Annotated in this window: 12 protein-coding genes; 8 read left to right on the top strand and 4 right to left on the bottom strand. The window is 58.5% G+C overall.

Annotation, left to right across the window (positions count from 1 at the left end; genetic code table 11):
- Positions 1-275: 275 nt before the first annotated feature.
- On the bottom strand, positions 276-1,601 hold the full coding sequence (locus ACP3TY_RS10720; RefSeq protein ID WP_053119813.1) for a sigma-54 dependent transcriptional regulator: 1,326 nt from the start codon (positions 1,599-1,601) through the stop codon (positions 276-278).
- Positions 1,602-1,946: 345 nt separating this feature from the next.
- Between ACP3TY_RS10720 and ACP3TY_RS10715 the strand changes: the two genes are divergently transcribed.
- From ACP3TY_RS10715 to ACP3TY_RS10690, 6 genes are all read left to right on the top strand, one after another.
- On the top strand, positions 1,947-2,213 hold the full coding sequence (locus ACP3TY_RS10715; protein WP_053119811.1) for a hypothetical protein: 267 nt from the start codon (positions 1,947-1,949) through the stop codon (positions 2,211-2,213).
- A 284-nt stretch (positions 2,214-2,497) separates the two neighbouring features.
- The gene (locus tag ACP3TY_RS10710; RefSeq protein ID WP_426619928.1) at positions 2,498-3,787 is read left to right on the top strand and encodes a hypothetical protein; all 1,290 of its coding nucleotides are present in this window, start codon (positions 2,498-2,500) and stop codon (positions 3,785-3,787) included.
- 187 nt (positions 3,788-3,974) lie between these two features.
- Positions 3,975-5,477 carry a sodium/proton antiporter NhaB gene (gene nhaB, locus ACP3TY_RS10705; protein ID WP_426619927.1) on the top strand — a complete coding sequence of 501 codons (1,503 nt, stop codon included), beginning with the start codon at positions 3,975-3,977 and terminating at the stop codon, positions 5,475-5,477.
- A 285-nt stretch (positions 5,478-5,762) separates the two neighbouring features.
- The gene (gene yghU, locus ACP3TY_RS10700; RefSeq protein ID WP_426619926.1) at positions 5,763-6,602 is read left to right on the top strand and encodes a glutathione-dependent disulfide-bond oxidoreductase; all 840 of its coding nucleotides are present in this window, start codon (positions 5,763-5,765) and stop codon (positions 6,600-6,602) included.
- 216 nt (positions 6,603-6,818) lie between these two features.
- Positions 6,819-8,996 carry a TonB-dependent siderophore receptor gene (locus tag ACP3TY_RS10695; protein ID WP_426619925.1) on the top strand — a complete coding sequence of 726 codons (2,178 nt, stop codon included), beginning with the start codon at positions 6,819-6,821 and terminating at the stop codon, positions 8,994-8,996.
- A gap of 116 nt (positions 8,997-9,112) precedes the next feature.
- Positions 9,113-10,306: a GAF domain-containing sensor histidine kinase gene (locus tag ACP3TY_RS10690; RefSeq protein ID WP_401238491.1), complete on the top strand. Its 1,194-nt coding sequence runs from the start codon at positions 9,113-9,115 to the stop codon at positions 10,304-10,306.
- Between the two features lie 647 nt (positions 10,307-10,953).
- Here the strand turns inward: ACP3TY_RS10690 and ACP3TY_RS10685 are convergent.
- The 3 genes from ACP3TY_RS10685 to ACP3TY_RS10675 form a co-directional block, all read right to left on the bottom strand.
- Positions 10,954-11,586: a LysE family translocator gene (locus ACP3TY_RS10685; RefSeq protein ID WP_159812107.1), complete on the bottom strand. Its 633-nt coding sequence runs from the start codon at positions 11,584-11,586 to the stop codon at positions 10,954-10,956.
- Between the two features lie 329 nt (positions 11,587-11,915).
- A complete protein-coding gene (locus ACP3TY_RS10680; protein WP_159812108.1) occupies positions 11,916-12,257 on the bottom strand; it encodes a hypothetical protein in 342 nt (113 codons plus the stop codon).
- A gap of 86 nt (positions 12,258-12,343) precedes the next feature.
- A complete protein-coding gene (locus ACP3TY_RS10675; RefSeq protein ID WP_426619924.1) occupies positions 12,344-12,988 on the bottom strand; it encodes an ATPase in 645 nt (214 codons plus the stop codon).
- 168 nt (positions 12,989-13,156) lie between these two features.
- On the opposite strand from ACP3TY_RS10675, the gene ACP3TY_RS10670 reads away from it, so the two are divergent.
- Positions 13,157-13,405, top strand: coding sequence for a hypothetical protein (locus ACP3TY_RS10670; protein WP_212544471.1), 249 nt, complete (start codon positions 13,157-13,159; stop codon positions 13,403-13,405).
- A gap of 55 nt (positions 13,406-13,460) precedes the next feature.
- The gene (ahr, locus tag ACP3TY_RS10665) at positions 13,461-14,489 is read left to right on the top strand and encodes an NADPH-dependent aldehyde reductase Ahr (RefSeq protein WP_426619923.1); all 1,029 of its coding nucleotides are present in this window, start codon (positions 13,461-13,463) and stop codon (positions 14,487-14,489) included.
- Positions 14,490-14,519: the final 30 nt, after the last annotated feature.

Below are 14,519 nucleotides of genomic sequence, written 5' to 3'. Positions count from 1 at the left end.
CAAATTAAACTGCGCGTACGCCATGATTCGGTAGGAGCAGAGCTTGCTCGCGAAGGCGTCAGTACATTCAATATTGATGTTGAATGTACCGGCCTCTTCGCGAGCAAGCTCGGCTCCTACACTGTTTTGTGGTGCAAATTAAACTGCGCGTACGCCATGATTCGGTAGGAGCAGAGCTTGCTCGCGAAGGCGTCAGTACATTCAATATTGATGTTGAATGTACCGGCCTCTTCGCGAGCAAGCTCGGCTCCTACAGAAGGCTGTGATCTTTTGATTTAACGAATTTGATGTTTGTGCAGTAACCGGTAGAACGTAGGTCGCGAAACACCCAGCACTTTTGCCGCGACACTCAAGTTGTCGCTGTGCCGATTCAATACATCGCACAAGGCCTGGCGTTCGGCGCGGGTTTTATAGTCTTCCAGGGTGCCCATCGGCGTGGCGATCGACTGCTGGCTGATCAAACCCAGATCTCGCGCTTCAATCTGTCGCCCTTCGGCCAGCACCAAACCACGACGAACGCGGTTGGCCAGTTCGCGCACATTGCCCGGCCAGTCGTGTTTGCCCATCGCAATCAGCGCGTCCTCACTGAAACTGCGCGGCCGGCGACCGGTTTCGTGGCTGTAGAAATGCGAGAAGTGGTTGGCCAGCATCGACAGATCGCCATGGCGTTCGCGCAACGGCGCGGTGACCACTTGCAGCACATTCAGCCGGTAATACAAATCCTCACGGAAACGCTTTTTCTCGATCGCCGACTCCAGATCGACGTGGGTCGCGGCCAATACCCGAACATCCACGGGGATCGGCTGACTGCCGCCAACCCGCTCTATGTGCTTCTCCTGGAGAAACCGCAACAGATTGGCTTGCAGCTCCAGCGGCAGATCGCCGATTTCATCGAGGAACAGCGTGCCACCGTTGGCCGCTTCGATGCGCCCGACCTTGCGTTGATGAGCGCCGGTAAACGCACCCTTCTCATGGCCAAACAATTCCGACTGGATCAAATGTTCAGGGATCGCCCCGCAGTTGATCGCTACAAACGGTTTGCTGTGACGCTGCGATTGGCGATGCAGGGTGCGCGCCACCAGCTCTTTGCCCGTGCCGCTTTCGCCACGGATCAGTACGGGCGACTCAGTCGGCGCCAGTTTGCTGAGCAATTTGCGCAGTTCACGAATCGGTCGACTGTCACCGAGCAACTCATGCTCTGGTTGATCGACGTGGATCGTGCCCTGCCCGCGTAGACGCGCCATGCCGAACGCGCGACCTAGGGTGACCTGCACCCGCGAGACGTCGAACGGCAAGGTATGAAAATCGAAAAACCATTCGCAAACGAAGTCGCCAACGTTCTGTAAACGCAGGACTTCCTGATTCAGCACGGCGATCCATTCAGTACCGCTGCGGCTGATCAGTTCTTTGACGGCTTCGGGGCGTTCGAGGTGAAACGGCTGCAAGCGCAGCAAACCAACATCACAACTTCGGTCAGCGGCGTTTTCCAAAGTACAGCTGTCGACATCCCAACCTATCGCACGTAAACCGGGCAACAGGCGATGACAATCGTCGCAAGGATCGACGACCAATAAACGTCTTAATGCAGGCGCTTCGCTCATGACTGTTCCTTGGCGCCAAATTATAAGAAATGATTGTAAAAACAGTCATTTGGCAGACCTGGCTGTAACATTAGCAAGATTTTGACAGCGCCTTGTATCGATTGCTTATAGGGATACAAGCGAACCAGTTATAAGAAGCGAAGTTGTTAGTCAGCTATCGACTTTGAATCTTTCAGCCAGCTTTCAATAGCTGTCGACAAACTGAGTATATGAAAGAAAGTTGAAATTTCTTTGTTTCAGGTGTGACCTGTCACCGGGTTGCGTGCATCAGTACAAGTAACCAGCCGAACGGTAAGCCCAACCGACGGCACATCACTTGATTGGGCACGACAGAGAGAAGACCCCATGACCGCCCCGCTCCGTATCAACGAAGCTCTTTTGATTGCCAACCACGCGTTCAAACCTTTCCAGTGCGTGGCTTGGGCCCCACAAGACGGCAATGGCGAAGTCAGCCTGACCGTCATCGACCGCACCAACAATCACATTGGTCGCAAACAGATTTCCAGCAGTGACTATTCGGATCCGGCACAACTTGAATTGGTCTTGCAGCAAGCTCGCGCACAATTGAGCGAAGAAGGTTACGAGCTGCAATCGTGGTCGATGCCGCACTGAGCAGAGGGCATTGCGGATGACTTCAATGTCATCCGCCCTCTTCTTTGTTAGTTGCCCTGTTGTTTTAACCCCGCGCACTTTTTTACATCGCTAAGCAACGAAACCAGGCACAACTGCTTGGCAGGCTTGCATTTGGTTCAAAAAGACACTGTTTCGGCACAGTGCGACCCTCCGCCTGTTAGTTATCACCGTTGTGCTTCTTTGTTATCAGGGATTGAATGTTCCGCTCATGCAGTTACCCACCCGGCTCCCGGGTTATGGTCAACTCGCAAGGAGATGCGTGCATGTTCGGCTCGAATGCTTTTGCGCTGGCAACCCCCATAAATAAAGTCGGACATCTTGATCAGACATTCGCTGCGACCGGCGTGGCGCACGTTTATTTCGCCGGCAGCCTGTCGAGCATGACGCAAGGCGTGGCACTTGATCAGCAAGGTCGTGTATTGGTCGCCGCAAAAATCGGCACCGCTCATGGCAGCCGGTTTGGCCTGGCGCGATTGCTGGCCGACGGTTCTGCTGATCTTTCTTTCGGTCATCAGGGCAGCGTGATCGGTGAGTTCAACGCCGGTTTCGAGGCCGCTGCCAGCAAGGTGCTGGCGCTGCCGGACGGCCGAATCCTGCTCGCCGGCCTGCATTATGAAAGCGCCCATCAAACACTCCCCGCCCTCGCCTGTTTCGATGCACACGGCCAGCCAGACCCGACCTTCGGCGACAATGGCCGGCAAGTCGTGCGCCTGCCGGGCAATCTGTCCATGGGCTCGCGCGATACCTGGCTACCGCCGGGCGTGCCCGGGGCCGAAGCCTGCGATTTCGCCGTGCAGGCTGACGGGCACATCCTGCTGATCGCCAACCACCATTTCGAACTGGCCGATCACGCCGGAATGCTGATTCGCCTCAAACCCGATGGCAGTCTCGACGACACGTTCAACGGCCGTGGCTTTGTGATGATCCGTCACCTATTGCTCAATACCTGGCTCAGCAGCCTGCTGTTGCAGGAGGACGGGCGGATCGTGGTGGCCGGTTCGATCGACTTTCCGCAGGAAGGCCTGCTCGCGCGCTATCTGCCCGACGGCGGTCTGGATGAACGTTTTGCGGTGGACGGCTTTATGGCGTTCAAGGCTCAGGGGCGAAGCGCGCAGGTCAGCCAAGTGATTGAATCGGCGGAACACCTGCATTGTTTCGGCAGCAGCCGTGATCCGATTCGCTGCGTGGCATTGTCGCTGCACCATAACGGCCGCCCGGATCTGCACAGTCATGACGGGCTTGCGCAGCTGTTGGAAATCGGCCCGAGCGGCTGCCAGTGGAGCGCTGCCCAACGCATGGCGGACGGTCGCATGATCGCAGTCGGCGCGACCATCGGCGGCGTTGAAGCGGATTTTATCGTCGCGCGCTATTTGGCTGACGGCAACCTCGACCCAAGTTTCGGCGATGGCAGCGGCTGGCTGCGCACACGGCTGGGACGCAGCCTCGACACCGCCAACTCACTGGCCCTGCAAGCCGATGGCGGGATTCTGGTCGGCGGTTATTCACTGGATGGCAACTACCGGGCAATGGTCGCGCGCTACCTCAACCCATAACGGGCTGCAGGACGGTCGACCTGTAGGAGCTGTCGAGTGAAACGAGGCTGCGATCGTTAAAGTCAAAAGATCGCAGCCTCGTTTCACTCGACAGCTCCTACAAGGGATTTCCAGCCAAGTCATTAACAACTTGAACTTGCTCGACACATGCGGCAACTTGCGCGCTTCTTAAGACAAGGAGCAGCCGATGTCCGGTTCAATGGCCCAGGCGTTCGCGCAAAATTTTCTCGGGCATTCGCCACGTTGGTATAAGGCGACCATCGTCGGATTCCTGATCCTCAATGCGCTGGTGCTGTTTACCGCAGGCCCGGTCGCTGCCGGTTGGTTGCTGGTGATCGAATTCATTTTCACTTTGGCCATGGCGCTCAAGTGCTACCCACTGATGCCGGGCGGCCTGCTGCTGATCGAAGCCCTGCTGCTGAAGATGACCACGCCACAGGCTCTCTATGATGAGCTGGTGCACAACTTCCCGGTGATTCTGCTGCTGATGTTTATGGTGGCTGGCATCTACTTCATGAAGGATCTGTTGCTGTATTTGTTCTCGCGGCTGTTGCTGGGGGTTCGCTCGAAAGCGGCGCTGGCGTTGATGTTCTGCTTTCTCTCGGCGTTCCTGTCGGCGTTTCTTGATGCCTTGACCGTTACGGCCGTGATCATCAGTGCGGCGGTCGGTTTCTATTCGGTGTATCACCGCGTTGCCTCGGGCAATGATCCGCGTCAGGACAGCGAGTTTGCCGACGATCAGCACCTACCCAAACTGCATCACGACGATCTCGAACAATTCCGCGCGTTTTTGCGCAGCCTGTTGATGCACGGCGCGGTCGGCACGGCGCTGGGCGGTGTCTGCACGCTGGTCGGTGAGCCGCAAAACCTGTTGATCGGCCATGAAATGGGTTGGCACTTTGGCGAGTTTTTCAGCAAGGTCGCGCCGGTGTCGTTGCCGGTATTGGCGGCCGGTCTAGTGACCTGCGTCCTGCTGGAGAAACTGCGCTGGTTCGGCTACGGCACGCTGCTGCCGGACAACGTGCGTGCGGTGCTGGCCGATTACGCCGCCGAAGACGATGCCGAGCGTACCCCGCGTCAACGCGCCGCTTTGCTGGTGCAGGGTGCGGCGGCACTGATTTTGATTGGTTGCCTGGCATTTCACGTCGCCGAAGTCGGCCTGATTGGTCTGATGGTGATCGTGCTGATCACGGCGTTTACCGGGATCACCGATGAGCATCGTCTCGGTAGCGCATTCAAGGACGCGATGCCGTTTACCGCATTGCTGGTGGTGTTTTTTGCGGTGGTGGCGGTGATTCATGATCAGCAGTTGTTTGCGCCGCTGATTCAGTGGGTGCTGGCCCTGCCGGTCGAGCAACAACCGGGGATGCTGTTTATCGCCAACGGCGTGCTGTCGGCGATCAGTGACAACGTGTTTGTCGCGACCATTTACATCACCGAAGTGAAACAGGCCTTCCTCGCCGGGCATATGAGCCGCGAGCACTTCGAGACCTTGGCGATTGCGATCAACACCGGCACCAACCTGCCGAGCGTGGCGACGCCGAATGGCCAAGCGGCGTTCCTGTTCCTGCTGACCTCGGCGATTGCCCCGCTGGTGCGCTTGTCGTACGGGCGGATGGTGTGGATGGCGTTGCCGTACACCTGCGTGATGGGCCTGCTGGGCTGGTACGCCGTGAGCTACTGGCTCTAACCAGCAGCGCATAACAACTGTGGGAGCGGGCTTGCTCGCGAAGGCGTCGTATCAGACAACCAATACGTTGAATGACACACCGCTTTCGCGAGCAAGCCCGCTCCCACAATTGATTTGGGGTGTGACCGGGGATTTGTGTGCGCCCGCGAACCCTGTGGGAGCGAGCCTGCTCGCGAAGGCGTCGGCAAAGTCACCATCAGTGTCGGAGCCGGTTCGGTTTTACATGGATCACCCTTGATTGGGTATATTCCTTGTCGTGCATTCATCGATGACGAGGTCTGTTTCATGAGCAAGTCGCCCTACGTTCCGCCCAAAGTCTGGAAACACGAAGCACCGTCCGGCGGCCAGTTCGCCAGTATCAATCGCCCGACGGCCGGGCCGACTCACGACAAAACCCTGCCAGTCGGTAAGCATCCTTTGCAGTTGTATTCCCTGGCCACGCCCAACGGCGTCAAGGTCACCATCCTGCTCGAAGAGCTGCTGGCATTGGGGCACACCGCTGCCGAATACGACGCCTGGCTAATCCGCATCAACGAGGGCGACCAGTTCTCCAGCGGTTTCGTCGAGATCAACCCCAACTCGAAAATCCCCGCCCTGCTCGATCACAGCGCCGAACCGCCGACTCGCGTGTTCGAATCCGGTGCGATCCTGCTCTACCTCGCGGAAAAATTCGGCGCCTTCCTGCCCAAAGATCCGGCTGGACGCACCGAAACCCTCAACTGGCTGTTCTGGCAAATGGGCGCAGCGCCCTATCTCGGCGGCGGCTTCGGCCATTTCTACGCCTATGCGCCGGAGAAGCTCGAATACCCGATCAACCGCTTCACCATGGAAGCCAAGCGTCAGCTCGACGTGCTCGATCGGCGTCTGGCGGAAAGCCCGTATCTGGCCGGCGACAAATACACCATCGCCGACATCGCGGTGTGGCCGTGGTACGGCCAACTGGTGCGCAACAACGTTTATTCAGCGGCGGAGTTTATCGCGGCGCAGGAATACACCCACGTGCAGCGCTGGGCCGAAGAGATCGCCAATCGTCCTGCGGTGATTCGTGGCCTGCGGGTCAATCGCACGTGGGGAGATGAGGCAACTCAGGTGCCTGAGCGCCATCAAGCCGAAGATTTAAGCTGACCCCTCTCCCCGTCGCTGCCGATCACAATGTTCGTTGATCGGCAGCGACTCCCCGCTTCAGCCCCCGTGTTCTCAAACGCGCCAAATGTGAAAATTTCATTAACTAACTGACTCGTACGGGTTTCTTCGAGCGATTCGATCTGCCAGACTAATGCGAATAATTCCTACACGCAGTCGCAACAGATTCGTTTTTGTATTACTTGGGGAAGCAGATTGATGTCGTTTCACACCAAAAGCCGTCGTACAAACCGTTCACCTAACCTGTTGGCACTCGCCATCTGCATGGCCAGCATCACCAGCGTTTCAGCGGATGAAACGCCTGAAACCAAGCCGAAAGATGACACAGCAGCAACCGTTCTGGAGCTCGGCGCCACCGAAATCGGCGCCACGCAAATGAGCAGCACCACCGAAGGTTCGGGCTCCTACACCACCGGCCCGATGCAGACCGCGACCAAATTGCCACTGACCATGCGCGAAACACCGCAAGCGGTAACCGTCATCACCCGCCAGCGCATGGACGATCAGGCCATGACCAGCGTCAACGACGTGGTCAAAGCGACGCCGGGGTTGTTCCTCAGTCAGTCCAGCGGCCCGGGCCGCCAGACTTACAGCTCGCGCGGTTTTGACATCGACAACATCATGTACGACGGCCTGCCGAGTTCGTACCAGCCGTTCTCGATGGCCGTGCAACCGAATCTGGCGATGTTCGACCGCGTGGAAATCATTCGCGGCGCCACCGGTCTCGTCACCGGCGCCGGCAACCCTTCGGCCGCGATCAACATGGTGCGCAAACGCCCGACGGCCGAGCAGCAAGTCACCCTCACCGGCGCCGCTGGCAGTTGGGATGATTATCGCGGCGAGATCGACGCCTCCAGCCCGTTGAACGAGAGCGGCACATTGCGCGGCCGCGTGGTGGGTTCCTATCAGGGCGCCGACAGTTTCCGCGACAAAGAACAAAACGATCACGGCTTGTTCTACGCCATCGGTGAAGCCGACCTGAGCGACAGCACCACCGCATCCCTGGGCTTCTCGCGTCAGAACGAGCAGACCAACTACTTCTGGGGCGGCTTGCCGCTGGGCACCGACGGACACCACCTCGACCTGCCCCGCTCGACCTATCCCGGCACCGACTGGGAAAACAAGAAGCTGCAGATCGACACCGTTTTCGGCGATATCGAGCACCGCTTCAACAACGATTGGCGCCTGCACGTCGCGGGTTCCGCCTCGACGCTGAACGGCGAATTCTCCGGCACCTATCTGTCGCGCTACAGCGGCCCGCTGGAAACCACCGCCTACCAGTCGCACAACACCGACAAACAAAGATCGATCGATGCGTTTGCCAGCGGCCCGTTTGAAGCCTTCGGCCGCACCCATGAACTGGTCGTCGGTGCGAGCAATCGCGTCTACGATGCGACCTCCAAAGAATACGACCCATACACCACCGCCTGGCCGATCGGCGCGCCGAAACCTGATTTCGTGCGCGACAGCAAAACCCGCACCGTCACCACGCAGGACGCGGTTTACCTGACCACGCGCCTGAGCCTCGCCGACCCGCTGACACTGATCCTCGGCAGTCGCCTCGACTGGTACGACTACGACGACCGCAGCGGCGACGGCGACTTTAAAGTCACCCGCAACCTGACGCGCTACGCCGGCTTGATCTACAAACTCGACGATCATCACTCGCTGTACGCCAGCTACACCGACATCTTCAGCCCGCAATCGTCGAAAGACTTGTCCGGCAAAGTGCTCGATCCAATCGTTGGCGAAAACTACGAAGTCGGCATCAAGGGCGAATACTTCAACGGTGCGCTCAACGCCAGCCTGGCGGTGTTCCAGATCGACCAGACCAACCGCGCCACCACCGCCGAAACGCAGTTGGGTTGCCCGGTCATGACCTGTTATCAGGCCTCGGGCAAGGTTCGCAGCCAGGGCGTCGACATGGAACTGCAAGGTGCGCTGACCGAAAACTGGCAAGTGGGCGCCGGCTACACCTACACCCGCGCGCACTACATCAAAGACGAAAACCCGGCCAACGATAATCAGCAGTTCGACACCGACACGCCGGAGCACCTGTTCAAGGTTTCGACGATGTATCGCTTGCAAGGCCCCCTGGAAAAACTCCGCGTCGGCGGCAGCGTCTACTGGCAGAGCCGCATGTACAACGACGTGCCAGTCGCCAACGGCACCTATCGCGTCGAACAGGGCAGCTATGCCACCGCCGACCTGATGGCCGGTTACGAAGTCAACCAGCACATCGATCTGCAAGTTAACGCCAACAACATCTTCGACCGCGTCTACTACTCCGCCATCGGCTCCAACACCACGTGGGGCTCCAACGACAACTACGGCGATCCGCGCAGCTACATGCTGACCGCCAAATACAAGTTCTAAAACGACCAACGGCGCCGGGATTTTCTCGGCGCCGTTGCATTTGTTGCTCTGGAGCAATTAGTCATGTCGGCTAATAAGAGATAGTCTTTGACAGATATCTTTTCGAAGCGCCCGCCATGACCGACCCGCAATTCTCAGCCGACATCGACGCGATCAGCAGCATAGACGCCGTGCCGGTGATTTTGAGCATGGTCAAACACCTCACCGGCATGCGCTTTGCGGCGGTCGCTCGTGTCACTGATCACAACTGGGTGGCCTGCGCTGTCGATGACTCGATCGATTTCGGCTTGAAACCTGGTGGCGAGTTGGTGCTGGAATCGACCATCTGTCACGAAATCCGCCAACACCAGCAACCGGTGATCTTCGGTCACGCCAGCACCCACCCGATCTTTTCCACGCACCACACGCCGATAACCTATGGCCTGGAAAGCTACATTTCCATTCCGATCGTCAAAGCCAATGGCGATTTTTTCGGCACGCTGTGCGCCATCGACTCAGTCCCGGCCAATCTCGATGAACCGGCCATCGCGAAAACCCTGACCCTGTTCGCCCAGTTGATCGCCATGAGCCTCGATACGCAAAGCCATCTGGCGGCCACCAAAGTTGAACTGGCCGATGCCAATGAACTTGGCCGATTGCGCGAGCAGTTCATCGCGGTGCTTGGGCATGATCTGCGCACGCCGTTGAGCGCGATTCGCATGAGCGCCGACCTGCTGGAAACCAAGACCGAGGAAAAACGTTCGCTGAATCTGATTTCGGCGATCCGCAACAGCTCGTTGCGCATGGGCGTGCTGATTGAAAACATCCTCGACTTTGCCCGTGGGCGATTGGGTGGCGGGATTCCGATCCAGCGCAAACTGGTCGATGACCTGCAACAGACGCTGCAACTGACCCTTGAAGAAGTGCAGGCGTCACACCCGCGAGCGACGTTCACGCACACGCTGAATGTGCCGAGCGGCGTGTATTGCGATGCGCTGCGCATCAGCCAGTTACTGTCCAATCTTCTGGGTAATGCGGCCACTCACGGTTCGGTTCACGCGCCGATTGTCTTGAACGCCTACGCGGAGAACGATGAAATCGTGATCTCGCTGACCAACCAAGGCACACCGATTTCGGCGCAATTGATGCCGCTGCTGTTCGAACCGTTTTCCCGTTCTGAAGCCGGCCATCGCAAAGAAGGTTTGGGGTTGGGGCTGTATATCGCGGCGCAGATTGCCACGGCGCACAACGGCACGTTGAGCGTGACCTCAGACGCCGAATCGGGAACACACTTTGTGGCGCGGTTCCCGGCTCAGTTCAAGTGGGTTTGAGGCGATGGCTGCTTAAGACTGGTCGGCTGTCAGGCCGCCATCGCTGGCAAGCCAGCTTCCACAGTGTTTTCGTATGATCGGGATTTTGGAAACCCCTAGAAACCTGTGGGAGCGGGCTTGCTCGCGAAGGCGGCGGCAGGTTCAGTATCCTCGTTGCAGGTACACCGCTTTCGCGAGCAAGCTCGGCTCCTACAAAAGCACAAGCAACATCAAAAGATCGCAGCCTTCGGCAGCTCCTACACAGGATGAGCGCGAGCTCGGCTGCAGCTTTTGATCTTGCGCTACCCGCCCCGTCGGCAGGCTGAGTGGAGGGATTGATCCGGGGGTGGGAGCGTAGCGACCGTTTGGCGCAGCCAAACACATCGAGAGGAGGTGCAGCGCAGCAAACCGGAGGCGATGCGCCCGGATGAATTCCGTAACGAAGGAACCCCGAGCCCCAGCGAGCGGGCCGAACGCTGGGGCAAAGCCTTTTGGGTTACCTTTTCGGCGTCTGGAAAAGGTGACCCGCCGTAAGGGCGGAACCCTAAGCCGCCGTAACCGCAGCAATGGATATGTACTCAGGCAACAAAAGCCCAGTCGCCCAACCCGACGCCTTCGCGAGCAAGCCCGCTCCCACAATTGGAACCCAGCACATCAAAAAAAACCGTCTACCGACGCATCGTCAGAATCGCCGCCCCGAAACCGATGAACGTCGTCCCCACCACCCGGCTGACCCACCGCGACAACGCGGGTCGGGTCAGTACGCCTTTGGCGCGTGATGCCAATGCTGCGTAGACGCTGAGCGACGATACCGATAGCGCCATGAAGATCGAGGTCAGGATGAAAAACTGCGGCAGCAGCGCCGCGTCCTGATCGATGAACTGCGGGAACAGTGCGGTGAAAAACATCGTCGCTTTCGGGTTGGTCACTGCGGTGAGGAACGCCGATTTGAACAGCTTGCCGCGACTCGGGCGGTTTTTGCTGGTATCGCTGTCACTGCCAACTGCGAGCATTGGGCCTTTTTTCAGCAGTTGCTTGACCCCGAGGTAGAACAGATAGCCGGCGCCAAGGATTTTTACTGCGTTGAAGAGCATCTCGGAACTGGCCAGCAAGGCGCCGAGGCCCAGCATCGCGGCGGCGGACAGGCAGAACAGGCCGCTGGCGTTGCCCAGGGAAGACCAGATCGTGCTGCGCTGACCGTGGGCCAGGCTGTTGTTGATCGCCATCAACGTCGCAGGGCCCGGGCTGGCAATTGCGATGGCGCCGACCAGGGTGAAGGTCAGAATCGAGTGAGAATCCATTTTCAGTGCTCGCGACAGGTGGGTGTCGGCATGTTACAGCAGCCAATCTGTCACACAACCTCAGGCCAATCATAGAACCTGTGGCGAGGGGATTTATCCCCGCTGGGGCGCGCAGCGGCCCTTTCTTTTAAATCTAAAGAGGGGCTGCTTCGCAGCCCATCGGGGATAAATCCCCTCGCCACAATGACCTCACATGCCACAGAGGTTTTTCTCATGAGAGATTTCGTAGAGGCAAAAAAAACCCCGCAACCCAATAAAGGCGCGGGGCAAAGAATTGGTTGGTTGCGGCCAACCAAAGGAGCTCTTTCAGATACGTGCTCGCACAGTCTTCAGATGCAATCCTGTGCAGCACGTTCAAAACTGGACGGCAGCAAGTTCGAGGCGAGCAAGTGGCGTTCATAGATAAACACCTTGCCGCCAGTGCCGGCCTTGTAAGCCTCCAGCACGTTGTCGGCGGAAATCTTGCTCGGCACCACGATCCGGTAGCTGCGCTGGGTTTGCGAAACAGTCGGGCTGAGCGCGTCGCCCTGTAACTTCGGCACCACGCAATCGGCGTATTGCGCCGGGGTCTTACTGGTCTGCAAGGTCAGGCTCGGCGTGTTAGGGGCGGAAGCACAGCCGCCGAGCAACAAGGAAGCAACCGCCAGAACAGGCACAAATAAAGGACGCATCGGGTTCAATCCTGAAAATAAAAGGTTCGGTTCAACCGGCAACGGTTCAGCCTCACGGAGCCGCCGTCGCCATTTTTGTGTTGGGTTCAACTCGCGGCCACCTGGGCCTTGAGCGAAGCGTCGAACTGCTTCAACGCATTCAGTTGCAGGTCACGCTGCTTGTCGATCTGTGCAGCAACAGCAGGCGCTGCCAGGTTATGCACCCAGACCGATGGCAAGTTTTTCTCCACCGCGCCTTCGGCCTTGCCGATGTATTGCAGATTCGCGTCGTAGAACTTCGCGGTGAAACGCGCTTCAACCAGGCTGTTACGCTGGGTCAGCAAGCGATTGAACGTGTCGAGCTTGACCACCACGTCCGGATGCGCCTGAATCAACGCATCGAGATTGTCGTAAACGGTTACCGACAAAAACTGCTGCTGCAACGAACTGATCAACCAGTCGACCGCCAACTCCGGATCGGAACTGGCGACAAACGCTTCACGAATCCGCGAGTCCAGCGCGTCTTTTGCGCCGTTCGCCGCCATGGCGTGGTAACGCGCCAGGTATTGCAGATTTTCCAAGGTGTTTTCGCTGTACAACACACCGACCGTTTGCGTGTGTTTCAACGCCGCACTGCTGGCCGTAATGGGTTGCAAGTGACACGACCGGGCGTCGTCTGCGTAGGTCGGTGCTGCGGCAACCGCCCCGCCCATCAGCAGGGCGACCATGGCCAGTCGAGTCAATGTGTTCATCGCGCAAATTCCTTGAGCAGCGTGTTCGATGGAGGCAATTTTCCGCCTAACGCCGCTAAAGCAGAACTTCCGTTTCGTGATGATCACTATTACTTCCAGCGATAGTTGCGCGCCGTGTAGATTGATACACACTCAATTCCAACGAAAATAATCACTGAGGATCTTTCCTTGAGAACGTTTGATCTGATCCGCGACGCCGTACTGCCCGACTTCCGTGATCGGGTGGCCGAATACCTTGTCCAGTACGAAAGCGTCCTACTCGACAAAGACATCCACGACCCACAGCTCATTCTCGACACCGCCAATCAACTGCGCGGCTACCTGCGTGGGCTGAACACCACGCGGGTGTTAGGCATGGCCTATTGGGAAGAACTGGATCGACGGGTGGTGGAAACCTGGCTCGCGCCGGCGCAATGACCGGCTAGACTCCTCGGGCTGTCACAGTCCCTGTGAGTCCTATCGGAGGTGCCCCATGAGCAACACCGAAACCACCCCATTCAACGGCTGGGCCGCCACCGCTGCCGGCGCACCGCTGGAGCGCTATAGCTACGACCCCGGCGCGTTGGGCGAAGAAGACGTTGAAGTCGCCGTTGAATATTGTGGCGTCTGTCACTCCGACCAGTCGCTGATCGACAACGATTGGGGCATCAGCCGCTATCCGTTTGTGCCGGGCCATGAAGTGGTTGGCAAAATCGTGCGCATGGGCCCACAAGTGCGCGGCCTGAAAATGGGTCAACGCGTGGGGATCGGCTGGTACAAGGGCAGCTGCATGCACTGCTCGTCCTGCATCAGTGGCTCGCAACAACTGTGCGGCACCGCGCAACCGACCATCATCGGCAGCAACGGCGGCTTCGCTGATCGCCTGCGTTCGCACTGGGCGTGGGCGATTCCAGTGCCGGAACGGCTTGATCCAGCGCTGGTCGGGCCGTTGTTCTGCGCCGGTTCAACGGTGTTCAATCCGTTGCTGCAATTTGGCGTCAAACCGACCGACCGCGTCGGCGTGGTCGGCATCGGCGGCCTCGGCCATCTGGCGCTGCGCTTTCTCAATGCGTGGGGCTGCGAAGTCACCGCGTTCACCTCATCGCTCAACAAACAGGACGAAGCCAAGCGTCTGGGCGCGCACAACGTCGTCGCCTCCACCGACAGCAGCGCGTTGAAAGCGATTGCCGGCACCCTCGACTTTCTGCTGATCAGCGCCAACGCCGACCTCGATTGGCCAGCCATGCTCGCCACCCTGCGCGGCAACGGCCGGTTGCACTTCGTTGGCATCGTACCCAGCGCGATTCCGGTGCATGTGTTCGATCTGATTCCTCAACAAAAATCGTTGTCGGCCTCACCGGTTGGCTCGCCGGGCACCATGGCGACCATGCTCGAATTCTGCGCGCGACATCAGATTCTGCCGCAGGTCGAGATGTTTCCCATGAGCAAGGTCAACGAGGCCGTCGACCATCTGCGCAGCGGCAAGGCGCGCTATCGCGTGGTGCTCGACGCCAGTCAGTAACCGTTCGGCGCGGCGGCGATTGCCGTGCGC

The organism is Pseudomonas rustica, assembly GCF_049959085.1.
Taxonomy (GTDB): Bacteria; Pseudomonadota; Gammaproteobacteria; order Pseudomonadales; family Pseudomonadaceae; genus Aquipseudomonas; species Aquipseudomonas rustica.
The sequence above is the reverse complement of the archived record's forward strand: the minus strand, read 5'-3'. Positions and strand labels throughout refer to the sequence as shown.